At 61.5% G+C, this 23,329-nt stretch carries 14 protein-coding genes; 11 read left to right on the top strand and 3 right to left on the bottom strand.

Features of this window, described 5'->3' with window-relative positions:
• Positions 1-413: 413 nt before the first annotated feature.
• The gene (locus tag ONB52_19905) at positions 414-2,777 is read left to right on the top strand and encodes an extracellular solute-binding protein (GenBank protein MDZ7418397.1); all 2,364 of its coding nucleotides are present in this window, start codon (positions 414-416) and stop codon (positions 2,775-2,777) included.
• A complete protein-coding gene (locus tag ONB52_19900; GenBank protein ID MDZ7418396.1) occupies positions 2,770-3,666 on the top strand; it encodes a carbohydrate ABC transporter permease in 897 nt (298 codons plus the stop codon). Before ONB52_19905 ends, ONB52_19900 begins: the two co-directional genes overlap by 8 nt.
• Positions 3,667-4,114: 448 nt before the next feature.
• Here the strand turns inward: ONB52_19900 and ONB52_19895 are convergent, their stop codons facing one another.
• Both ONB52_19895 and ONB52_19890 read right to left on the bottom strand, forming a co-directional pair.
• Positions 4,115-5,815: a peptidylprolyl isomerase gene (locus tag ONB52_19895; protein ID MDZ7418395.1), complete on the bottom strand. Its 1,701-nt coding sequence runs from the start codon at positions 5,813-5,815 to the stop codon at positions 4,115-4,117.
• A gap of 121 nt (positions 5,816-5,936) precedes the next feature.
• Positions 5,937-8,042, bottom strand: coding sequence for a serine hydrolase (locus tag ONB52_19890; protein MDZ7418394.1), 2,106 nt, complete (start codon positions 8,040-8,042; stop codon positions 5,937-5,939).
• Positions 8,043-8,733: 691 nt separating this feature from the next.
• Here ONB52_19890 and ssnA point away from each other — a divergent pair.
• From ssnA to ONB52_19845, 9 genes are all read left to right on the top strand, one after another.
• Entirely contained in the window at positions 8,734-10,080 is a 1,347-nt protein-coding gene (gene ssnA / locus ONB52_19885; protein MDZ7418393.1) for a putative aminohydrolase SsnA, read from the top strand.
• Between the two features lie 153 nt (positions 10,081-10,233).
• Positions 10,234-12,252, top strand: a complete 2,019-nt coding sequence (locus ONB52_19880) for a glutamate synthase (protein MDZ7418392.1) — start codon at positions 10,234-10,236, stop codon at positions 12,250-12,252.
• A 25-nt stretch (positions 12,253-12,277) separates the two neighbouring features.
• On the top strand, positions 12,278-14,869 hold the full coding sequence (gene xdh / locus ONB52_19875) for a selenium-dependent xanthine dehydrogenase (protein ID MDZ7418391.1): 2,592 nt from the start codon (positions 12,278-12,280) through the stop codon (positions 14,867-14,869).
• A 395-nt stretch (positions 14,870-15,264) separates the two neighbouring features.
• The gene (locus tag ONB52_19870) at positions 15,265-16,521 is read left to right on the top strand and encodes a threonine synthase (protein ID MDZ7418390.1); all 1,257 of its coding nucleotides are present in this window, start codon (positions 15,265-15,267) and stop codon (positions 16,519-16,521) included.
• Positions 16,518-17,990: a pyridoxal-phosphate dependent enzyme gene (locus ONB52_19865; GenBank protein ID MDZ7418389.1), complete on the top strand. Its 1,473-nt coding sequence runs from the start codon at positions 16,518-16,520 to the stop codon at positions 17,988-17,990. Before ONB52_19870 ends, ONB52_19865 begins: the two co-directional genes overlap by 4 nt.
• Positions 17,991-18,010: 20 nt before the next feature.
• Positions 18,011-19,192 carry a YgeY family selenium metabolism-linked hydrolase gene (locus ONB52_19860; protein ID MDZ7418388.1) on the top strand — a complete coding sequence of 394 codons (1,182 nt, stop codon included), beginning with the start codon at positions 18,011-18,013 and terminating at the stop codon, positions 19,190-19,192.
• Positions 19,193-19,500: 308 nt separating this feature from the next.
• Positions 19,501-20,481, top strand: coding sequence for an ornithine carbamoyltransferase (locus ONB52_19855; protein ID MDZ7418387.1), 981 nt, complete (start codon positions 19,501-19,503; stop codon positions 20,479-20,481).
• 18 nt (positions 20,482-20,499) lie between these two features.
• Positions 20,500-21,825, top strand: coding sequence for an SLBB domain-containing protein (locus ONB52_19850; GenBank protein MDZ7418386.1), 1,326 nt, complete (start codon positions 20,500-20,502; stop codon positions 21,823-21,825).
• A 1-nt stretch (position 21,826) separates the two neighbouring features.
• On the top strand, positions 21,827-22,375 hold the full coding sequence (locus ONB52_19845) for a BMC domain-containing protein (protein MDZ7418385.1): 549 nt from the start codon (positions 21,827-21,829) through the stop codon (positions 22,373-22,375).
• Between the two features lie 391 nt (positions 22,376-22,766).
• On the opposite strand, the gene ONB52_19840 is transcribed toward ONB52_19845, so the two are convergent.
• Positions 22,767-23,252 (bottom strand): copper chaperone PCu(A)C, encoded by a 486-nt coding sequence (locus ONB52_19840; GenBank protein MDZ7418384.1) that lies wholly within the window; start codon positions 23,250-23,252, stop codon positions 22,767-22,769.
• Positions 23,253-23,329 lie beyond the last annotated feature (77 nt).

Below are 23,329 nucleotides of genomic sequence, written 5' to 3'. Positions count from 1 at the left end.
GGATCATCCGAATTTTGCGTACATTTTGCGACAACAAGATGAAAAGAATCGCAAAATCAGTTCCGTGCCTTCGCTGCTGAGAGCCACTTGCCCCAACGTGATAGCGAACGGCCCAACCCCGCCAGGGGTGAAATGCTTGGAGTGATTGTCAACACCTCCAGCTTCAAACTCCTTGAGGAGTGACATGTAACGGCGTTCGCCTTCAATTCAAGAGGAGATCAATGAGAATGCACGATACACATGTCACCCCGCGGGGGTTTCATTTCGGCGAACGGCACTTGGCTATAAACCTCTCACGCCTGGCGGAGTTCATCAGATGCCAAGAACAGTCATGTGGCCATGTACGCTTGCGTCGGATGATCTAATTTTTCTGATGCCGGCTGAAACTGCGTTTACTGCAAAAAGGCGAGAAAATGAGGAGTCGCATTTGCACCACTGCCTGCCGATGGTGGATGGGCTGGCTCTTGCTGATTGGCCTGCTGCCGCTGCCGGGCAACGGCCAGCCCAAACAGATCACGATTTGGGGCCTCTCGCCGCACACCGATGATCTCGGCCTGGTGCGCGTGCTGGAGCGTTATGATGCCGCCCATCCTGCCATTGCATTGAAGATCGTCACCGCCGGCAAGGCGGAGGTCGCAACCGAAGGCAGCGGCTTCAGCCAGAAATTCATGACCGCGCTGGCTGCCGGCAAGCCGCCCGATTTGGTTTTTCTCGATCGTTTCACGCTGGCGGGCTGGGCGGCGCGCGGCGCGCTGCTGCCGCTGGATGATTACGTCGCCAACTCCACGGTCGACCCTGCAGCCTTTTATGCTGCGCCACTGGCGGAATGCACCTACAACGGCCGGCTGTACGGCATTCCCTATGGCACTGACGCCCGCGCTTTTTTCTGGAACAAACAATTGTTTCGCACCGCCGGCCTGGATCCGGAACGGCCACCGCGCGACTGGGAGGAGCTCATCGTCTATGCGCAACGCCTGACGAAATACAATGCCCAGGGCCAGGCCGAACAACTCGGTTTCGCGCCGCTGCTCGGCAATTCCTGGCTCTATCTCTACGGCTGGCTCAACGGCGCTCGCTTTCTCAGCGAAGATGGCCGCCGCGTGCTGCTCGACAGCCCGGAAGTGCGCGACGCACTTGTCTATATCAAACGTCTCTATGATGCTTTGGGCGGACGCCGCGACGTGGTGGATCCCTTCGAACGCGGTTATGGCCGCGACGCGACCGATCCTTTCCTGATCGGCAAGTTGGCAATGCGCATCGACGGCAATTGGTATCTCAACAAACTCGCGCGCCTGGCGCCGGATTTCGAACTGGGCGTTGCGCCGCCGCCCGCACCGCCGGGCAAAGCGACGACCACTTGGTCGGGCGGTTTTGCCTGGGTCATCCCAATGAAAAGCCGGCATCCGGAGGAAACCTGGCGCTTGATCGAATATCTGGTCTCGCCGGCCGGCTTGCTGGCCGAAGGCGAAGAACAAAGCCGCGTGAATGCCGAAACGGGCAATGCGATCTACGTTCCCAAACTGGTCGCCCACAAAGCGGCCAACGCGCAGCGCCTGCGCGCCTTTCCGATTCCCGTGCCGGCTTTGCAGCACGCGCAGGAAGTCTTCGTTGAGCTGTTGAATATCTCGCATTTTCGGCCGGTGACGCCGGTGGGCCAGCAGTTGTGGGACGAGCACGTGCGCGCCACGGACCTGGCCACCTATGGCGCGCTCACGCCCGAGCAGGCGCTGCGCGAGAGCGCGCAACAGGTACAAAAAGCCGTGGATGCTTTCTACGCCGATGAAACGCGGCCCGTCGTGCCGCTGCAGTGGAGTTTCGCGCTGGCCGCGGTGCTGCTGGTGACCGGGCTGGCTGTGCTCCTCTGGCATTTGCGGCGGCTGCGCCAAGCCTCGCCACGCGCCTGGCTGGAGGCCAGAACCGGTTTGATCTTCGCATTGCCGTGGGTCATCGGCTTTCTCGTGCTCATGTTCTGGCCGACGCTGACTTCCCTCCTGCTCAGTCTCACCGAATACGATGTACTCTCGCTGCCGCGTTGGGTGGGGTTCAAAAACTTTCTCACGATGTTTAGCGGCCAGGACATGATGTTTTGGAGAAGCCTGGGCAACACGCTCTATCTCGCCGCTTTCGGTGTGCCGCTGAGTTTGATCACCGGCCTGGGCATAGCGCTGTTGGTCAATCAAACCGGCCGCAGCGTGCGCTGGTATCGCACCATTCTCTATCTGCCGGCGATCGTGCCCGCCGTGGCAGTGGCGATCGTGTGGATGTTTCTGCTGAATCCGCAAAACGGGCTGATCAACTTCGTGCTGGCCCAGGCGGGTATGGCTTCGATCAACTGGCTGGGCGATCCCCGCTACACCAAAGTGGCGGTGATCATGATGCTGCTGTGGGGCGCGGGCGGCTCAATGGTGATTTGGCTTGCCGGCCTGAAGAGCATTCCGCCCTCGCTCTACGATGCGGCGCGCATCGATGGCGCGGGCACGATGGGCCGCTTCTTCCGCATCACTCTACCCCTGCTCAGCCCTTATGTCTTCTTCAATTTGATCATGAGCCTGATCGCCTATTTTCAAATCTTCACGCAGCCCTACTTGCTGGACGCGCGCGGCGGCCCGGAGGATTCCCTGCGCATGTACGTCTTCTATCTGTTCGACAATGCTTTCAAATATTTCAAAATGGGTTACGCCAGCGCGATGGCGTGGATTCTGTTTCTCATCATTCTCGCCCTCACGCTGGTCAATTTCAAGCTGGCGCCGAAATGGGTTTACTATGCCGATGAATGATCGACGACTTGCACCAGCCGGCGGCGCGGCCGCCGGCTGGCAACAGCGGTTGCAACAGCTCATCCAGCGCCGGGTGTTGTATCACCTGGTGCTGTGTGCCACCTCGCTGCTCTTTGCCCTTCCCATCATCTGGCTGATCGCGACTTCGTTCAAAACCGATGCCCAGGTGGTCAGCTCGGATACGTTGCTGGAATTCTTCGTGCCCAATCCCGTGGCTTGGGACAATTACAGCCGTGCCATGGCGCGCATCCCGTTGTGGCGTTATCTCGGCAACACGGCGCTGGTCACCGGCCTCTCCATTCTGGGAACCGCGCTGGCCAGCTCGCTGGTGGCCTTTGCCTTCGCCCGTTATCGCTGGCCCGGCCGTGACGCCATGTTCCTGCTGCTGCTCAGCACCATGATGCTGCCGCCGCAGGTGACCATGATTCCGGTTTATCTGATCTTCGCCAGGCTTGGCCTGGTCGACACGTTCACGCCTTTGTGGCTGCCCTCCTTGTTCGGCACGGCGTTTTACATTTTTCTCCTGCGGCAATCCTTCAAAGGCCTGCCGCGCGAGTTGTTCGAAGCGGCGGAAATCGACGGGGCCAGCCCCTGGCGCACCTTTTTCACCATCGCCCTGCCACTGGTGCGGCCGGCGTTGATCGCCGTCATCATCCTGCAATTCATGGCCTCCTGGAATGACTTCCTCACGCCGCTGATCTATTTGCAGGATCAGGCGCTTTACACGCTCTCGCTGGGATTGCAGGCGTTCTCCTCACGCTATGGAGAAACCGAATGGGGGCCGCTCACCGCCGCTTCCCTGTTGATGATCATTCCGGTTTTCACCCTCTTTTTTGCAGCGCAAAAATACTTCATTCAGGGAATTGCCCTGGCGGGGATGAAAGAATGAAATCGCTTCCATGCGGCGCGCTGTGGGCGAAGCGCAACGCGGCGCGCGGCCACCATCAAATTTTCCGGACACTGATCGCCACAGACTCACGCTGATTGTTATCTGCGGTGATCTGCACAAACCCGTGTCTCCGGAATCACCGTGGCCGGGAGGGGGTTTTGGAGTAATTGCCAATGTCGCTGAAGATATCCGAATCATGAAAATGCCGTGCGGTCAGCCCGCCGGCATGCCGGCAAGAGGCCGGCGCGACATTTTCATCCCAATGGGTGCCACGCGCAGCATGGCAAATTACACCCGGCAATCACCATCGAGCCGTGAACTCAATCCACCGCCGGCGCAGCCGGCCGCGCCATGCTTCAGGCTGGCGGGCAGCGGGTATGCCGCGACTCCCGGTTTGGGCAGCGCGATGATCAGTGGCAACAGTGGCGGGGGGCATCGGATTTTTGTTTTAAAACACCGTGCCCCGTTGTGTGAGTGCCCGGGCGAGATTCTCTTCGTGGAATTTGATGTCTTGGGGACGGTAGTCCGCCGGCAACAGGCTTTGATGCCGGCGTTGTAAATCGGCGCGACGCCAATCCTCGCGAACGCGCTGCTCGATCTCCTGCCATTGCGGCGCACGGCGAATCTGCCGGCCAACGCGAATGACGCTGTATCCTTCCGCAGTCGCCACCGGCGCGTACAGCTCACCGGGCCGCAGCTGTGCGGCCTGCTGCCCCAGGGGCTTGTCTTCATCAGAAAGGATTCCCACAAAACCCCCTTGCTCGCGGGTTGCCGCCCGCCGGGAATGGCGCCGGGCCATTTCCCCAAAATCACGGCCGGCTTGGATGGCTTTGGCGATGGCCAATGCGGAATCACGCTGCGCCACCAGAATCTCGTACACTTCAGATTCGACCCGCTCGCCGTAGCGGGCGCGATGTTCGGCATAAAACCGCTGCAGCGCCGCCGCGGTCTCGACAACCGAGTCTTGTGCCGCCAAGGTGGCGTAATAGGTGTACTGCAGCTCGGCGCGCCGCATTTTCTCCCGCACCACGGGATCATTGGCGAGGCCGGCAGCCAGCGCGGCCTGCGTCAGCAGCCGGTCGCGAATTGCCAGCTCCAGGGCCTTTTTGAGATTGGGCTGGAGGAGCTGGCGTGGAATCTCCGGCAACGCCTCGAGGAATTCCTGAACCGTAAATGGCTCGCCCGCCACGGTGGCGGCAATTTCCTGCAACAAATCGAAGGGGGGATCACGCTCGAGCTTTTGCAAAGCCTGCGGCCAGTGCGATGGCGCCGGGTGCCGCACAATCGGTGCAAGCCGTTCCCACACCCGTGCAAGCACAGCCATGTTCACCACCAGGGGCTTGCTCCACACCAACCCGCGCAGATGGCGGGCGGCAGCCAGGTCCAGCCGCCGGCTGAGCAGGCGCTGGTAAATATCCTCCCGCTCCCACGGCGTCATCCCGCCGAAACGCAGCGTGGTGCGTATCGAATCCACACGGAAAATATGCCAGCCCATCAGCGATGAAACCGGCGCTGAAATCGCGCCGCGCGGGAGCTGATAAAGCACCTCTTCCACCGGCAAATCAGTATCTCCCCAACCGAGCCAGCCGAGATCGCCGCCGCTTGCGGCCAGCGTGCTGTCAGGCATGGTCATGGCCGCAAGCTTCTCGAAGGGCATGCCCTGTTGCAATTGCTGCTGCAGCCGTTGGATTTCTTCGGCGGAGCGCGCGAACAACTGTCGCACGCGCAGTTGCGTGTTTTGCCGCTGCAGGGCGGCGGCGATTTCGGCGGCCGTCGGCTCGGTGAGCGTGTCCTGCAGCGTCACTTCGAGATAACGCCGCCGCAGGAAGCGCCTGAAATCGCGCTGCAAGGGTCGTTGCACTTCGGCGCTCCGATGCAGCCCTCCGGCCATGCCCGCCCGCGCGATCAATTCCTGTTCGATCATTTGTTGCGCAAAATGGCGGCGCAAGGCCGGTGAATCAGGTGCGCTGGTGGTTTGCCAGTATTGGAAATAACTTCTCTCGAAATCGGACTGAGTAATTCTGATTTCCCGCCACTCCGCCACCAGGGGCGGATGCCCGCCCTGACAGGCCGGCAAAAAGAGCAGGCACAAGGCGGCCACGGCTCTGGCGAAGCGGCTGGTACGCCGGCTGGCAACAGTTTTCATCATCCCACTCATCGGCAAGGTCCGCCGGCACTGCATTCGCGACCGGAATCGGACTGCATTCTAAAAACTCACTGGCATTTCTTCCGCCATGGACATGGCCCTCCCGGGCAGTTGCCCGGGCGCGTTACGGGCTGGGTGATTTCGTGATCTTCTCCAGCTCCGCTTTCGCATTTTGAAGGTTGGGATCAATCTCCAATGCCCTCCGGTAACAGGCGATTGCCTGCTGCCGCTCTCCCTTCTGCCCGTGCAACTCTCCCAGGCTGTCATAAAGATTGGCGTTTTGAGGATACAGCTCCACGGCGAGCTGCAGCAGGGCGATGCCCTGATCCAGCCGGCCGTGGCTGGCAAGCTGGCCCGCGAGACGGTTCAGGCCCGCGGCGGTCGCCGGGCCCTGGGGATCGCGGGCAGCGGCCTGTTTGATGCGGGCCAGGCCGTTTTTCTTCGCGCCGAACAGCGCGAATACCACGCCTTGTTCAACCAGCAGCTCATTCGAGCCGGGATAAAGCGCCGTGCCGGTCTCTGCGGCCGTGAGGGCTTTTTCGTACTCGCCGCGCAGGATGAACTGCAGGATGGCCTCCTGAAAATCGCCGATGAAACTTGGATAAACCTGCGCGCCGGCAAACAGCTTTTGCAGAGGGGCCTGCACCACCGCCAACTCCGCGCGTGGCGCCAGCGCCAGGGCGCGCACTTCTGGCGTCCACGTCCGTTGCCAGTCGCGTTGCCAGCGCTGCACCGCCTTTACAAAAGTGGCATGAAATGCGGGAAGACCGGGCTGCTGCCGGCACAGGCTGATATAGTCATAAAAAAACGGAATGGCGCCGGTGCGATGATACTCCTCCAGCCGGGCCGCACCGAATCTCTCCTGCAGGCGCGCGGCCATGAACGAGCCGAGCTGGACGAACGCCTGCTGTACAACGGGATGGCGGCCTTCGCGGATTTTCTGCAGCGCGACGGCGTAATCCTTCCGCAGGGCCAAAACGCTGACTTGCTGATTGAAATAGGAAAACGCCTGTGCCAGGGCTGCCGGGTTCTCGCTCATGGGTTTCCCGAAGCGCTTGAAGTAATTCAACCCGCTGGCAAACACCTCACGCATGCCGGTCAGCAGGGCGTCACTCACCCGATCGGGCGCATACGGCACGATGTTGGCGGGTTCCTCCAAAACCGCCGCCACCACAATGCTGGCATAAGTCGCGGGATTGGCCGCTTCAAAGTTGCAGGCCACCGCGACGATGAAGTTGCAACAAATGTCGTTGTACAACAAGGTACGGGTTTCATTTTGGCCGCCGCTGTGGCGCACCACAAAATGGCCGAGATTGTGACCCGTGCCCCAACCCATGCCGTAATCGGTGGCATGGCCGTCACGCGTGGCCATCGCCTCATACATCTGCGCGAGGCTCCGGGGAGAAAGCAGCCTGCCGCTGTTGAGGCCGTGCGCAAACTTGACCATGTCCAGCACCGTGCTGCGCGTGCCGCCGGCGGCAAAGCGGCTGCTGAGGTTGACGAATTCCGAATTCTTGATCTCACCTGCGATGAGTTGGTAGCCGCGCACGCGGTGCGGAATCAAATCATAGGGATCATCGAGGCGGGTGTCGTGCATGCCCAGCGGCTCCCAAACATGCTGGCGCATGTATTCACCATAGGACATGCCGGAGGCGCCTTCAATCACCGCCCCGAGCAAATTGTAACCATAGCTGGAGTAGTTGTAGCGCGTACCCGGTTCGGCGACCAGCTCAAAATTCTCGAAGATGGCGATGGCTTCGCGCGTTGTCTTCGACTCTGTCAGGCGCAGCTCGGCGGGATCTTTATAGTGGCTGATGCCGCCGAGATGCCCAAGAAGCTGGCGTATGGTGATCGGCCAGGGCTTGCGCGGGAAATAGGGCACATAAGCCTGCACCTCATGATCGAGATCGATCCGGCCCTGCTCTGCCAGTTGCAGGATGGCTGCCGCGGTCATGGGCTTGGTGACGGAGGCCAGCCGATACGCGGATTTTTCCGTGGCCAGTACTTGATTTTCCAGGTCCGCATAGCCGAAGCCCCGCGCCCACAGAAAATCGTCCTTGCGGAAGGCAAGGGAAACTGCCGGCGTGCGATCAACCGCCATTTGTTTTGTCACCGCCTGTTCGATCTTCTCGATGGCAGCAGCCAGGCGGCCGCTTTCCTGGGCGCGCAACGGCACGATCAAACTGACCAGTCCCAGCGCCGCCAGGCAGCCGCGCAGCAGAATTTTCATTGTGCGCTCCCTTTTGATTGAAGAAGAATGCTGGAAATAAGCGATTCATTTTGTCAGACACAAGTGCCGCGGGACGATTGCAGCGCGGCTTCTCTGCAAACAACGCTTGGGGCATTCCTGCAGGGAGCCTCCGCAGGATCGCAGGATAAAACCACGGTTAAGCCGTGACTCCTGATGGAATTTTGTGAAATACGATATGCCGCTTCACTCAAAACAGTTCACTCCTGCCGGAGTTGACCGCGCGTTTGCCTGCAAAATTTTTTATGCAGCCACCGGGTGATTGGCCATCGCGATCAAATCGGCGTTCCCCGCTGATGGAATCAATCTGAGGGCAAAATTCAGGCAAAAGCTGATGTCACACTTCGCAGCCTTTGCGGTTTCACGATTCTGAATAATTCAGGTTAAAAAGTTGGTGCCATTGGGCGATTCCAGCCTGCAGGCGGACAGGCTGCTTGCGCGACGTGTTCCCCCCGATACCGCGAAAACGTCGTTGCCGGCCGGCAGCCGGCACGGTGAATTCCCACACAGATGCCCCGGCACCCGTGAAAAATTCCTCGTTTGGACATCTCGTCAAAACTTCCTATCTTCGCCGCACTCACGAACCAGACCTGCGGCCACGGAATAACCACAAGCGCGTCACGGTTTTCACCACACAGCAACAGCATTTTCCGCCAGAGCGGGTGAATTGAGCATGAAAACCCTCATTCACAATGCCACGATTTTCACCAACACCGGCACCACGCCGGTGCTCACCGCGCATACCCTCGTGATTGACGGTGCTCGTATTGCCGAAATCCTCCCCGAAAGCGAGGCGCGGCAGAAACATCCCCGCGCCGCAATCATCGACGCCGGCGGCCGGCTGCTCATGCCCGGCTTGATCAACGCGCACATGCACTTTTACAGCACGTTCGCGCGCGGCCTGGCGCCGCCGGTGCGGCCGCGCAATTTCGCCGAGGTGCTGCGTCTGCTGTGGTGGAAACTGGATGCCAGCCTGGACGAGGAGGCGGTTTATTACAGCACCCTGCTGGCTGCCGCCAGCGCGGTCAAGCACGGCGTCACGGCGGTGATCGATCATCATGCCAGTCCCAATGCCATCGCCGGCAGTCTCGACTGCATCGAGGAGGCTTTGGCGTTGGTGGGCATGCGCGGCGTGCTGTGCTATGAAATCACCGATCGCAACGGCAGGGCGGGCGCGCAGGCGGGTTTGCGCGAGAACGAACGCTATCTGCACAAATGCCGGCACGCCAATAACGAAAGCACGGAGCATCTTTTTGACGCCATGGTCGGCCTGCACGCCTCCTTCACGGTTGCGGACGACACGCTGCAAGCCGCCACGGCCCTCAGCCGCGCCTATCATGCCGGCTGCCATGTGCACGTGCTGGAGGATCCCGTCGATCAGGAGGAGACGCGCGCACGCCACGGCCGCGCCGTGGTCGACCGGCTGCAGAGCTTCGGCATTCTCGGGCCGCAGACGCTGGCGGCGCATTGCATTCATCTCGCGGAGCAGGATCGGGATATTTTGGCGCACACGCAAACCCTGGTGGCGCACAATCCACAATCCAACATGAACAACGCGGTGGGCCGTGCCGACATTTTCCGCCTGCTCGAGCGCGGCGTCACCGTGGGGATCGGCACCGACGGCATGTCCGCCGCGCTGTGGCCCGATCTGCGCACTGCAATCCTGCTGCACAAGCATGATCTGCGCGACTGCAATGCAGGCTGGCGCGAGATTCAGCACATGGCATTGCGCGGCAATCCCGCGATCTTTCAGCACCTCACCGGCAAACGCGTCGGAGAGATCGCGCCAGGCAGCCTGGCCGATCTGATCCTGATTGATTATTATCCGGCCACGACGCTGACACCGGAAAATTTCTGGGGGCATCTGCTGTATGGCCTTGCCGAGGCCGCGGTTGACACCACCATCATCAACGGCAAAGTCGTGGTGCGGAACGGCAGGCTGCTGCAACTCGATGAGCGAGAGCTCGCGGCCGCAGCGCGGCCGGTGGCGCAGCGGGTGTGGCAGCGATTTTACGAATGACTGGCCGCACTGCGTTGCCCGCCTCTCCTTGCACGATCATGCCGGGACAGACAGCGCCGCTTGGCACACGACGGCCCGGCAATCTTCCCGGCCGGCAGGGTTGGGCGCGACGCAGTGTGGTGAGCAGCACCGGCAACCCCAAGTGAGTTTGCGATGGCCGAATTGCATGGCATTCCCGTGGGCCGCCACTTGCAGGCAATTGTCAGCGAATGGCGGGCGAACAACACCATTTGCGGCTACCCCGCCCGCAAAATGTTTCGCGGCTTTCCCGGCTTCGATTTTTCCGTGGCTTTTCACGGCCGGCGGGCAGCCACGCCGCTGGGGCCGGCTTCCGGTCCGCACACGCAACTGGCACAAAACATCGTGCTCTCCTTTTTGGGTGGCGGCCGCATCATCGAATTGAAAACGGTGCAGATTCGCGATCACTTGCAGATTCCGCGGCCGTGCATCGACGTGCGCAACGTGGGTTACAATATCGAATGGTCGCAGGAGCTGCGGCTGCACGAATCGTATCAGGAGTATGTCAATGCCTGGGTGCTGCTCAAGCTCATCGAGAAGCTGGAGCTGCTCGGCGTGCCGGCCGGCGACCCCTTTTATGCCACGGTTTTCGACCTGTCGGTGGGGTATGATCTCGCGGGCATTTCCTCGCCGCCCATGCAACGCTGGCTGGCCGGCATGCAAAACGCGGAGGCCGCCATCGCCGCGGCACTCGAAACCCTGCCCCCGGCCCTCCACCACCTGCGGCACACCGCGATTGCACCGAACATTTCGGAGTCGGTCACGCTCTCCACTTTCCACGGCTGCCCGCGGACCGAGATTGAAAACATCGTGCAGCATTTGATCAGCACGCACGGCTTTCATGTGATCGTCAAGATGAATCCCACGCTGTTGGGATATGACACGGTGCGGCGGGTGTTGCACGAGGAGCTGGGCTACACCGAGATCCAGCTCGATCCCCATGCCTTCGAAAAGGATTTGCAGTTCGAGGAGGCGGTGGCCATGATGCAGCGGCTGGCGGCGTTTGCCGGCCGCCACGGCCGGTGCGTCGGCGCCAAATTCACCAACACCCTGGTGGTGCGCAATCACGAGCGCATTTTCAAGGATGAGTTCATTTATCTCTCCGGTGCGCCGCTGCACGTGCTGGCGATGCAGGCCATGCAGCGTTTCCGTGAGGCCATGGGGCCGGCGTTTCATCTTTCCTTTTCCGCCGGCATCACCAAACAGAATTTCGCCCGGGCGGTGGCCTGCAATCTCCGGCCGGTTTCCACCTGCACCGATCTGCTCAAAACCGGCGGTTATACGCGGCTGTTCGATTATCTCAAGAATCTCCAGCAGGCGATGGCCGAGACCGGCAGCCACACCATCGACGAGTTTATTCTCGCGAGCGCCGGCGGCACGGCCGCCAGCGTGGCGGTGGCGGGCGCCATCAACTCCGGCCGGATCGTGGCAACGCTGGCGCACGATCCGCAATATCATGCCGCCAACCATCGCAAAACTCCGCCGAAAATCGACCGCCACCTCGCGCTCTTTGATTGCATCACTTGCAACAAATGCCTGCCGGTATGTCCCAATGCCGCCAACTTTTCGCTGCCCATCGGCGAAAAGACCGTGGAGGTGACCAACTATCGCCTCGACAATGGCCGGCTCATCCCCGTTCCGGCGGGCCGGTTTGTGCTGGCGCAGGCACGGCAAATCGCCAATCTCGCGGATTTCTGCAATGACTGCGGCAACTGCGACACGTATTGTCCGGAGACCGGCGGGCCATACATAGAGAAGCCGCGCTTCTTTTTCACGCCAGCCAGTTTTGCACGATCCGCGCAGGGCAACGGCTTTTACTTCGCCACCCCCGACACGCTGGTGGGCCGCCTCGCAGACGGTGAGTATCAGCTCACGCGCTCCGCCGCCGGACAAACATACCTTTTCCGCACCGGGCCGCTCACCGTGGAATTCGACCACAACCACCAGCCGCTCGGTTTCACGCTCGCCCGCGGTGCCGCGGCGCCCGCCTTGGTTGATCTGCGGCCGTATCACATCCTGCGCACTCTGCTGGATGGGGTGCACACCGCACGGCAAGTGTACGCGGCTTTGCTGCTGCAGGCGGACGGCGGTCCGCCTGCCGGTGAAATGTCACCTCCGGTTTTCAATGATGGCAACGCGGTCTCCCCGGCCTGAAACACAACTGCAGAGGAGGTGCCTCATGATACTGACCCTCAATGGCGCGCGGCATGAGTATCACGGTGATCCGGAGTTGTCGCTGCTGCGCTATTTGCGCGAGCACGCCGGTGTGCTTTCCCCCAAAGACGGCTGTGCACCACAGGCGGCCTGCGGCTGCTGCGTGGTGGAATTGAACGGCCGGGCCGTGCTGGCGTGCGCCACACCCATGAGGAAGGTTGCAAACGGACAGGTGGTGACGATCGAAGGCATCGGTGCCTACCGCCAGTCCGTGTTTGCCCATGCCTTCGTGACCAGCGGCGGCGTGCAATGCGGGTTTTGCATCCCCGGCATCGTGATGCAAAGCAAGGTGCTGCTCGATCACCATCCCAATCCCACGCGGGCGGAGGTGCAGAAGGCGTTGACGCCGCACTTGTGCCGTTGCACGGGCTACAAGAAGATCGAAGACGCGATCCTGCTGGCGGCCGCCGCGTTGCGGGAGGGTCGCGAGATTCCCGCGCCCGGTGGCGATGGCCGCCTGGGCAGCCGGCATCCCAAATACGAAGCCGCGGATTTGGTGCTGGGCAAACGGCCGTTCGTTGCGGATATGCACGTTCCGAACATGGTGTATGGGGCGTTGAAACTGAGTGATCATCCCCGCGCCAAGGTGCGCGCCATTCACACGGCGGCCGCGGAAAAGCTGCCGGGCGTGCTGCGTGTGTTCACCGCCCGCGATGTTCCCGGTGAGCGCCATATTGGATTAATCGTCAACGACTGGCCATTAATGGTGGCCGAGGGTGAAGAGACACGCTACGTCGGCGACGTCATTGCCGGCGTGGTGGCGGAGAGTGAAGATCGCGCGCGGGAGGCGGCGCGCTTGCTTGAAGTGGAATACGAGGTGCTCGAGCCCGTCACCGATCCGGAGGTGGCGCTGCGACCGGAGAGCCCGCGTCTTCATCCGGGCGGTAATTTGCTCTCCGAAACGGTGATTGCCCGGGGCGAGGTCAGCAGGGCCCTGGCCGAAGCGGCATTTGTCGCGCGCGGCATCTATCAAACCCAGATGATCGAGCATGGCTTTCTGGAGCCGGAGTGCTGCCTGGCTCTGCCCACCGCCCGGGGCGTGACAGTCTATTCGCAGGGACAGGGCGTTTACGAGGACCAAAAGCAGATTGCGCGCCTGCTCGCCCTGCCCGCGGCCGATGTGGAAGTGATTTTGGTTCCCAGCGGCGGGGGGTTCGGCGGCAAGGAGGATCTTTCGGTGCAGGGGCACGCCGCACTGTTTGCGCGGCTGCTGCAGCGCCCGGTGAAGATCACGCTGACCCGCGAGGAGTCGATTCGCATGCATCCCAAGCGCCATCCGCTGCGCATGAACTACACGCTTGCCTGCGATCGCAACGGCCGGCTCACCGCACTGCAGGCGGACATTCTTGGCGATACCGGGGCCTATGCGTCGGTGGGAATGAAAGTCCTCGAGCGCGCGGCCGGCCATGCCACCGGCGCCTATGACATTCCCAACGTGCACGTGATCAGCCGGGCGGTTTACACCAACAATCTGCCGTGCGGCGCGATGCGCGGCTTCGGCGTGAATCAAGTCACCTTTGCATTGGAAAGCTGCATCGATGAACTCTGCGCGCAGGGCGGCTTTGACCGCTGGCAATTCCGCTACGACAACGCGCTGCAGGAGGGCAGCCGCACCGCCACCGGCCAGATCATTCGCGGCGGCTGCGGCGTGCGCGCCACGCTGCTGGCGGTGAAGGAACAGTTTCAAGCCGCGCGTTATGCCGGCATCGCCTGCGGCTTGAAGAACACCGGCATCGGCAACGGCATGCGCGACGAGGGCAAAGTGAAGATCGTAGTGGCCTCGCCGCACAAGGTGATCATCCATCACGGCTGGACGGAGATGGGGCAGGGTGTGCACACCATGGCGGTGCAGTTTCTCTGCCATGAAACCGGCCTGGATCCCAAACTCGTCGAAGTGCAGGTGAACACCACGGCCGCGGCCATCGCCGGCATGACCACGGCTTCGCGCGCCACCTCCATCCTCGGCAATGCCATCCTCAAGGCGGCGCAGCGACTGCGGCAGGATCTCGCGCACCATTCTTTGGCGGAGCTGGAGGGCCGCGTCTATGAGGGCGAGTGGGTGTGTGATTGGACCACCCCGCCCGAGGCCGGCCACGAGCAGGCGGTCACGCATTATTCCTACAGCTATGCCACACAAGTGGCCGTGCTCGATGAACAGGGCAAGGTCGCAAAGATTTACGCCGCGCATGATGCCGGCCGCATCATCAATCCCAATTTGTTCGAAGGCCAGATCGAAGGCTCGCTTCACATGGGGCTGGGCTACGCGCTGACGGAAGACCTGCCGTTGCAAAACGGTGTGCCGGTAAGCACGCGGCTGCGGCAGTGCGGGATTCTGCGGGCCAAAGAGATGCCGGAGATCGAAGTGATCGGCGTGGAAGTGCCCGATCCGCACGGCCCTTATGGTGCCAAGGGTGTGGGCGAAATCGGGTTGGTGCCGACCGCGGCGGCGGTGGCCAATGCCCTGTTTCAATTCGATGGTATCCGGCGCTCTCGCCTGCCCCTGCGCCGGCGGCGGAAGCAGTTGGAGACCAACGAGGCCGCAGGTGAACTTGGTTGAGAAAAGAAGTTGGCTCCGGCCAGGGTTCGCAAGGTTCAACCTGGGCTGGGCCGAGGTTTCCAACCCCGGGGAATCCGTGTGGAGTAGCGCAGGCCTCCCTGCCTGCAGAGAAGATGTCCGCGTCACGTCTCCACGCGTGACTGAGACATTACAACTCCGGCTCATCGAGTAAACGCGAAAGGATTCCACGCAACGGCCAGGTCGTTACAGGAAGCTTTTAAACTTCGCCGTTGTGGCTGAATCCGGCCCATACTTTCTTCAATGTCACAGACCTTCTGTCTGCGCTTCGAATCACCGGCGAGGTCTTCGACAGTCAACTTGTCGTTGACCATCAAGAAGTACAAATGATCTCACCTCATATCCGGCGGTAGAAAAACCAAACCCGGCGAGTCTTCATGCCCAATCTTTCCCATCTTCGCTGCGTCTCCTGCAACCGCAATTTTTCACCCGCGGAAATCGATTACACCTGCCCGGCGTGCGGCCCGCTGGCCGGCACGCTGGAAGTGTGCTATGACTACGACGCCGTTGCCAAAAGGCTGACTCGGGACGCACTCGCCGGCAATCGCGATGTCACACACTGGCGCTATTGGGAAATCCTGCCGGTCAAGGAGACCCGCTTCATTCAACCGCTGGCGGTGGGCGGAACGCCGCTCTATCACAGCACCGCGCTGGCGCAAGAATTGGGGCTGCGTGCACTTTGGATCAAAGACGACGGCCGCAATCCCACCGCCTCTCTGAAGGATCGCGCCAGTTCGGTGGCCATCGTCAGGGCTTTGGAGAGGGGCGCCACCACGGTGACAGCCGCCTCCACCGGCAATGCCGCTTCCTCGTGGTCAGCCTTCACCGCCGTCGCGGGATTGCGCACCGTCATCTTTGTGCCGGAAAACGCGCCCGCCGCCAAACTGGCGCAACTGCTGCTGTATGGCGCACTCGTGCTGCAGGTGCGCGGCACCTATGACGAGGCCTTCGATCTCTGCTGCCAGGCGGCAGAAAAATGGGGCTGGTACAACCGCAGCACCGCGATCAATCCCTATCTCGGCGAAGGCAAGAAAACTGCGGCCCTGGAAATTTGCGAACAACTGCACTGGCAGGTGCCGGATTGCGTGTTTGTGGCGGTGGGCGACGGCTGCATCCTGCAGGGCATGTGGAAGGGCTTCAAAGACTTGCATGCCCTGCGCCTGATCGAGCGGCTGCCGCGCATGATCGGCGTGCAAGCCCAGGGCAGTGCGCCGCTGGTGCAGGCCTGGCAACAGGGCGCTGCCACTGCCGCGCCAATCGTGCCCGACACCCTTGCAGACAGCATTGCGGTGGGCGTGCCGCGCGATCAAAGCAAAGCCCTGGCTGCCGTGCGCGAGTCGCACGGGGAGTTTCTCGCGGTAAGCGATGAGGAAATTCTCTCCGCCATGTCGGTGTTGGCGCGCCGCGCGGGCGTGTTCGCCGAACCGGCAGGTGCCACCGCCCTGGCCGGCCTCGTGAAAATGTCGCACACCGGCCGCCTGCCGGCGGAGGCCACCGCGGTGGTGATGGTTACCGGCAACGGCCTCAAAGACATTCAAGGCGTTATGCGGGCGGTGCGCCGCCAGCCTCTGCTGGTTGAAAACAGCCTGGCGGAGGTCGAACGAAAATTGTCAGCCCATCAGGAGCCAGTATGATCGATCTGCAGATTCATGAGCCGACCCTGCAAAAAGCGATTCAGCGCGCGCGTGAGCGCCATCTCATCATTCCGACGTTCGAACAACTCATGCACCCGGAAAAAATTCCTGCCGCCATCACCGAGCAACTGCGTCAGGTGGGCTTGTGGGAGGTGAATCCGCTCAATCTCTTTCGCATCACGTGGAAGAACGAACCGCGGGAGAGCGGCGGCCTGTTCGGCGGCGTGAATTTTCTCGAAATCCCGCCGCGCCTGAGCGGCGTGGCCGCGCGCCTTCTCGCGCTGGTCGGCAAATGGTTTCCCACCGGCGCGCACAAAGTGGGCGCCACCTTTGGCTGCCTGGTGCCGCGTCTGGTCACCGGCCAGTTCGATCCCACCAGCCAAAAGGCAGTGTGGCCCTCCACCGGCAATTTCTGCCGCGGCGGGGCCTACAATTCCGCCCTGCTGGGTTGTGACTCGATCGCCATTCTGCCGGAGGGCATGAGCCGCGAACGTTTCGACTGGCTGAAGGCCATTGCCGGGGAAGTCATCGCCACGCCCGGCTCGGAATCCAACGTCAAGGAGATTTATGACAAATGCTGGGAATTGCGGTGCACACGCCGCGACATCATGATCTTCAACCAGTTCGAAGAGTTCGGCAACTACCTCTGGCACTTTCATGTCACCGGCCGCGCCGTGGAGGAAGTTTTCGCCACGGTGCACCAGCCCCGCCAGCGGCTGGCAGGCTTCGTTTCCGCCACCGGCTCCGCCGGCACCCTGGCGTGCGGCGATTACGTGAAACAGAAATTTCCGCAGGCCAAAATCGTGGCCGCGGAGGCCTTGCAATGTCCGACACTGCTCGCCAACGGCTATGGCAGCCACCGCATCGAGGGCATCGGTGACAAGCACGTGCCGTGGATTCACAACGTGCGCAACACCGACGTGGTGGTGGCCGTCGATGACGAAGCGTGCCTGCGCCTGATCCGCCTGTTCAACGAACCGGCCGGCCGGGACTATCTGGCGGCCGAGGGCGTGCCCGAGGCCTTCCTGCAGCAACTGCCGCTCATCGGCATCTCCGGGATTGCCAATCTCATCGCAGCCATCAAATTCGCCCGTGCGTTCGAGTTGAATGAACGCGACGTGATCTTCACGGTGTTCACCGACTCGATGGCACTCTACACCAGCCGCCTGGCGGAAATGCGCAACGCCGAAGGACCTTACACGCGGGAGCACGCCCTCCGCGATTTTCACCGCCATTTACAGGGCCTGAGCACGGATTATCTGCTCGAGCTGACGCACGCCGAGCGCAAGCGGATTCACCAGCTCAAGTACTACACCTGGATCGAACAGCAGGGCCGCCGGCTCGAGGAGCTGCAGGCGCAGTGGTACGATTATCCCGACTACTGGCTGGCGATCCAGAATCAAATCAGCGAGATCGATCGACATATTGCAGCATTCAACGCCCGGGTGGCCGGGCGGCAGGCTTCATGACTTTTTGAAAGGAGAACACGGTGAACGACATTTTGCGACGTGCCCAGGAATTGCAGGGAGAGCTTACCGCCTTCCTGTGCGACCTGGTGGCCATCCCCTCGACCAGCGGCAAGGAAGAGCCGGCAATTGCGCGCATCGAGCAGGAGATGAAAAAACTCGGCTATCATGAAATTCGCCGCGACGGCCTCGGCAACCTCATGGGGCGCATTGGCAGCGGGCGGCGCGTGCTGGCGATCGACGGTCACTGCGACGTGGTGGATGTCGGCAATCCCGCGTTGTGGGAAACACCGGCATTTGAACCGGTGGTGAAAGACGGCAAGATTTACGGCCGCGGTTCCTGTGATCAAAAAGGCGGCTTGGCGAGTGCGGTTTATGCGGGCAAAATTCTCGCGGAAGCCGGCGTCCCGCAGGACGTGTCCGTGTGGGTGACCGCCACCGTTTTGGAGGAGGATATTGAAGGGCTGTGCTGGAAATATCTGGTGGAGCAGAATCATTTTCGACCCGATGCGGTTCTGCTCACCGAGCCGACCAATCTCAACATCTATCGCGGCCATCGCGGCCGGCTGGAGATCAAGGTAAAAACCGAGGGCCTCTCCTGCCATGGGTCGGCACCCGAGCGCGGGGTCAACGCCATTTATCACATGGCGCCCATCATTCGCGAAATCGAGGAGCTGCACGGCCGGCTGCGCCATGATGATTTCCTCGGCAAGGGCAGCGTCACGATCTCCGACATTCGCTCGACCTCGCCCTCGCTCTGCGCCGTCGCCGATTCCTGCACCATTCATCTCGACCGGCGCCTGACCGCCGGCGAAACCATCGAAAGCAGCCTGGCGGAAATCCGCAATCTGCCCGCCTTTCAGCAGGCCAATGCGCAGGTGTGGGTGCCGGAATATCGCGCCGCCAGTTACACCGGCACCGTCTTCCCCATGCCGTCCTACATGCCCACCTGGGTCTTGCCGGAGAACCATCCCCTGCTGGCGCTGGCGCGCAAAAGCTACCGCACGCTGTTTCAGGCGGAGCCGAAAGTCGACAAGTGGACTTTTTCCACCAACGGCGTGGGCAGCATGGGCATGTTCAACATTCCAACGCTGGGATTCGGGCCCGGCAATGAAGTGCTGGCGCATGCCCCCAATGAGTACATTCCGATCGACCATCTCGTCAAAGCCACGGCGTTTTATGCCGAATTCGCGCGCGGCTTTTGAGCCGACCCGGGCTGCCCGGGTTTGACAAATGGGTGCCCGATCACTCTGCTTTGTCGGAAGAGTGTCCGCTCCCCAACAACCACCGGGGGTGCCGGGGTTTTCCGAACATTCGAAATTGCCCGACAATGTTTCTCCCGGCTGAGCCGAGGTTTCCGAACCCCGGCGCTCCGGGCAAACGTGAAAGGATTTCCACGCAACAGCCCGGCCGTTGCAGGAACTTTTTCTCGAAGTTTGCGATTTGACCGGAGCCCTTCGCCCTGAGTAATTGCCTTTTTCCTTTTTCACCCCGTCCCTTTTCAGGAGCAAACATGATTGGATCGTTGAAAGGCAAAGACTACATCTCGACGCAGGATTGGAGCCTCGAGGAGCTCGAGCTGGCGCTGGAGACCGCGGCCGAGCTGAAATTCATGTTCAAAAACGGCATTCCGCACCGTTTCCTGCCGGACAAGACCATCTTTCTGCTGTTTTTCGACAAATCCACCCGCACGCGCAATTCCTTTGAGGCCGGCATCACCCAGCTCGGCGGCCATGCGCACTTCATCGATTCCTCCAGTTCGCAAATTTCCCACGGCGAGAGTGCCAAGGACACCGCGCTGATTCTGTCCTCGTATGGCCACGCCATCGCGGTGCGCCACGATCTCGTGCCCGGCGAGGGCAACACCTACATGCGCGAGATCGCGCGCTGGGCCGACAAACCGGTGATCAACATGCAGTGCGATGTGGATCATCCCTGCCAGACGCTCGCCGATCTGATGACGATGCGCGAGGTTTTCGGCAAGGATTTGCGCGGCAAAAAAATCGCGATATCCTGGGCCTATGCCCCCTCCTATGCCAAGCCGCTGTCGGTGCCGCAGGGCCTGTGCCTGCTGCTGCCGCGTTTCGGCCTGGATGTCGTGCTGGCGCATCCGCCGGAGTACGATTTGATGAAACCGGTGATGGAAGCGGCGCGTGCCAATGCCCGCGCCGCCGGCACCAAATTCGAAATCGTGCACGACATGGATGCCGCCTGCGAGCAGGCGGACATCATCTATGCCAAAAGCTGGGGCATCGAGTCGCTCTTTCACGAGCCGCAGCGTGCCCTGGAAATCTCCAAAAAGTACCGCGACTGGATTTGCGATGAGCGCCGCATGAAACTCGCCAAACCCAACGCGATCTACATGCACTGCCTGCCCGCTGATCGCGGCAATGAAGTCACCGATGCCGTGCTCGACGGGCCGCAGTCGGTGATCTATCAGGAGGCGGAAAACCGCCTGCACACCGCCAAGGCGATCATGGCACTGACCATGTAATCCACCACCGGACGGCCAATGCACAACCTGGTCGAACTGGTGCGCAAGGCCGGCGTCGTGGGCGCGGGCGGCGCCGGCTTTCCCACCTATAAAAAAATCGACACGCGCGCCGATACGGTCATCGCCAACGGCGCGGAATGCGAGCCGCTGCTTTACAAGGACAAGGCATTGCTGGAGCATTACGCCGGTGAAATGGTGGCGGGGCTGCGGCTGGTGATGCAGCATGTCGGCGCGCAACGCGGCATTGTCGCCGTCAAGCACAAGAACCGCAAATCGATTCAGGCCCTCACTCCCCATCTCGAGCCGGACATTTCGATCTTCGAGATGGAAGATGTTTATCCGGCCGGCGATGAATTCGAAGTCGTGTATCACAGCACCGGCCGCCGCATTCCCGCCGGCGGCCTGCCGGTGCAGGTCGGCGTGGTCGTGCAAAACGTTGAGACGCTGTTCAATGTCTGGCGTGCGGCACAGGGCCATGGTGTCACGCATTCCCTCGTGACGCTGCACGGCCATGTCAAAAATCCGGTCACCGCATGGTTGCCGGTGGGCATGAGCTATGGCGAGGCACTGGCGCTGGCCGGCGGTGCCACGCTCGCTGATTTTGTTTTGTTGGATGGCGGCCCGATGATGGGAAAAGTGGTCACCGATCTCAGTACCCCGGTGACCGCCGTGACCAGCGGCCTGATTGTGCTGGGCCGCGCGACGCGATTGGCACAGAGAAAATCGCAATCCGAACGCGACTTCAAACGCATCGGCAAATCGGCCTGTGATCAATGCAGCCTGTGCACCGAGCTTTGTCCGCGCTATTTGCTCGGCTATCCGATTCAGCCGCATTTGGTGATGCGTTCGCTGCTGACCACCGGCCCGCTGAGCGACACGCTCTGCCTGTGGGCGCAGGCTTGTTGTGAATGCAACCTCTGCACGCTGTGGGCCTGCCCGGAAGAGCTGGATCCGCGCAACATGTGTGTGGCGACCAAGCGTGATCTCAAAGCGGGCAACCGCTGGCTGCCGCCGGAGCACTTGCAAAAACTCAGCCGCGAGGTGCATCCGCTCAAGGCCTATCGCGCAGTGCCCACGCAGCGACTGATGCAACGATTGGGCTTGCACCAATTCACGCAGGAGGCACCCCTGCTCGAAGAAACCATCATCCCGGCGCGCGTGACCATTCCGCTGCAGCCGCCCACCGGCGTGGCAGCCCAGCCGTGCGTGCGGCCCGGTGATCGCGTGGAAATTGGCGACGTGCTCGCCCGGCCCGCCGCGAATCATCTGAGCGTGCCGGTGCATGCCAGCCTCACCGGCCGGGTGGTGTCGGTCGGGCAAAAGATCGTGATCGAGAGGGAGTAGCATGGAGAACGCCATCGGCTTGATCGAGTTGACCTCCATCGCGCGGGGCTACGAGGTGGCGGACGCGCTGCTGAAAACGGCCGGCGTGCAGATCGTGTTCAATCGCAGTATTTGCCCCGGCAAATTCATGGTCATGGTGGCGGGCGACACCGCGGCAGTGCGCGAGAGCATGCAGGTGGGCCTGGCGCGCGGCGGGGAGACCGTGGTGGACAGCCTGCTCATTCCCAATGTGCATCCCGAGGTTTTTCCCGCGATCAGCGGCACGCGCGTGATCACGGAAACCGGGGCGTTGGGCATCATTGAAACGTTTTCGGTGGCTTCGGTGATCGAGGCGGCCGATGCGGCGGTGAAGGCGGCCAACGTGCAGTTGGTGCAGATTCATCTCGCCATGGCGATCGGCGGCAAGGGCTACGTCACCCTTACCGGCGAGGTCGCCGCCGTCACGGCGGCGGTGGAAGCAGGCGCAGATTACATTCGCAACAAGGGATTGTTGGTGAGCAAGGTCGTCATCCCCCAACCGCGGCGGGAAATTTTGGAGGATAAGATTTGAGGGGGGACACCGTCACCCATGACGCCGGAGATTTTCGCATACGCGGGTCCGCCAAGCCCGTCACTGTCACGCTCACCACTGCATTCGATTGGCGCGGCGCATCTGAGCTGCCGGATGACGCTGCTGATTCGCATCCGTCCGAAAGGGTTGCCCCGCGGCTGAGTCGGAATTTCCACAAAGCCGGAAGTTGTGAACTCCCGGGCAGATCACGTGCCTCGGCCAGACCATTGCCGAACACGAATTCGGCGCGGCGGCAAAGCCCGGCGGGCGCGTGAAACGCCCGGCACTCAGCCGGAGCTTTCACCTGCCCGCCGGGTCTCGAATACGATTGGCAATGAAGGCAGCCTGTCGTCACCGTCATCGCGCGGCAGGAACCCTGTCCGTTTCACCTTCAGGGCTGCCGGACGTGCGAAAAAACGGTTTGGCTGCCGCTTTTCTCGAACTCGAGCAGCACCGCAATGCTGTCGCCGGCCGCAAGATCGCGCTTGAGATTCATCAGCATGATGTGATGGCCGCCGGGTGACAATTGCAGACGGCCGTGCGCGGGCACTTCGAGACCGCTCGTCACCGGCTGCATCCTCATGCGATCCCCCTGCATGATCGTCTCATGCAGCTCCGTCACCGCGCACACTTCCGAGGTGGCGCGCAACAAACGATCCGCAGCCGCCCCGCGATTTTCAATTTGCAAATAAACCACGCCATTGCTGCCGGCATGGTGCATCTGTTCCATGGCCGCCCCGGAATCCGGCTGGGCGAGGGCCACCGGCCGCGACCACACTTCGGAAATCACCAGCTCGGGAACCTGCGCCCCACGCTGACACCCCGCCAACCCCAAGATCACGAGAAAAACCAACACACCGGCAAATCGCATCGTCATCTCTTCCTCCCTTCCCAAAAACTCAAACTCTCTCACAGACCCATTTTTAAAGGGCGTCTAACAAAAATGGCCCCCTT

It is taken from the genome of candidate division KSB1 bacterium (assembly GCA_034506255.1).
In the GTDB taxonomy this organism is placed as follows: domain Bacteria; phylum Zhuqueibacterota; class Zhuqueibacteria; order Zhuqueibacterales; family Zhuqueibacteraceae; genus Coneutiohabitans; species Coneutiohabitans thermophilus.
This window is presented reverse-complemented; position numbering and strand designations above follow the sequence as displayed.

Coding starts and splice junctions, on each gene's coding strand:
- ONB52_19890 (MDZ7418394.1), bottom strand. CDS start 8,042: ATGAAAATTCTGCTGCGCGGCTGCCTGGCGGCGCTGGGACTGGTCAGT.
- ONB52_19840 (MDZ7418384.1), bottom strand. CDS start 23,252: ATGACGATGCGATTTGCCGGTGTGTTGGTTTTTCTCGTGATCTTGGGG.
- ONB52_19850 (MDZ7418386.1), top strand. CDS start 20,500: ATGCACAACCTGGTCGAACTGGTGCGCAAGGCCGGCGTCGTGGGCGCG.
- ONB52_19905 (MDZ7418397.1), top strand. CDS start 414: ATGAGGAGTCGCATTTGCACCACTGCCTGCCGATGGTGGATGGGCTGG.
- xdh (MDZ7418391.1), top strand. CDS start 12,278: ATGATACTGACCCTCAATGGCGCGCGGCATGAGTATCACGGTGATCCG.
- ssnA (MDZ7418393.1), top strand. CDS start 8,734: ATGAAAACCCTCATTCACAATGCCACGATTTTCACCAACACCGGCACC.
- ONB52_19845 (MDZ7418385.1), top strand. CDS start 21,827: ATGGAGAACGCCATCGGCTTGATCGAGTTGACCTCCATCGCGCGGGGC.
- ONB52_19855 (MDZ7418387.1), top strand. CDS start 19,501: ATGATTGGATCGTTGAAAGGCAAAGACTACATCTCGACGCAGGATTGG.
- ONB52_19895 (MDZ7418395.1), bottom strand. CDS start 5,815: ATGATGAAAACTGTTGCCAGCCGGCGTACCAGCCGCTTCGCCAGAGCC.
- ONB52_19870 (MDZ7418390.1), top strand. CDS start 15,265: ATGCCCAATCTTTCCCATCTTCGCTGCGTCTCCTGCAACCGCAATTTT.
- ONB52_19880 (MDZ7418392.1), top strand. CDS start 10,234: ATGGCCGAATTGCATGGCATTCCCGTGGGCCGCCACTTGCAGGCAATT.
- ONB52_19900 (MDZ7418396.1), top strand. CDS start 2,770: ATGAATGATCGACGACTTGCACCAGCCGGCGGCGCGGCCGCCGGCTGG.
- ONB52_19865 (MDZ7418389.1), top strand. CDS start 16,518: ATGATCGATCTGCAGATTCATGAGCCGACCCTGCAAAAAGCGATTCAG.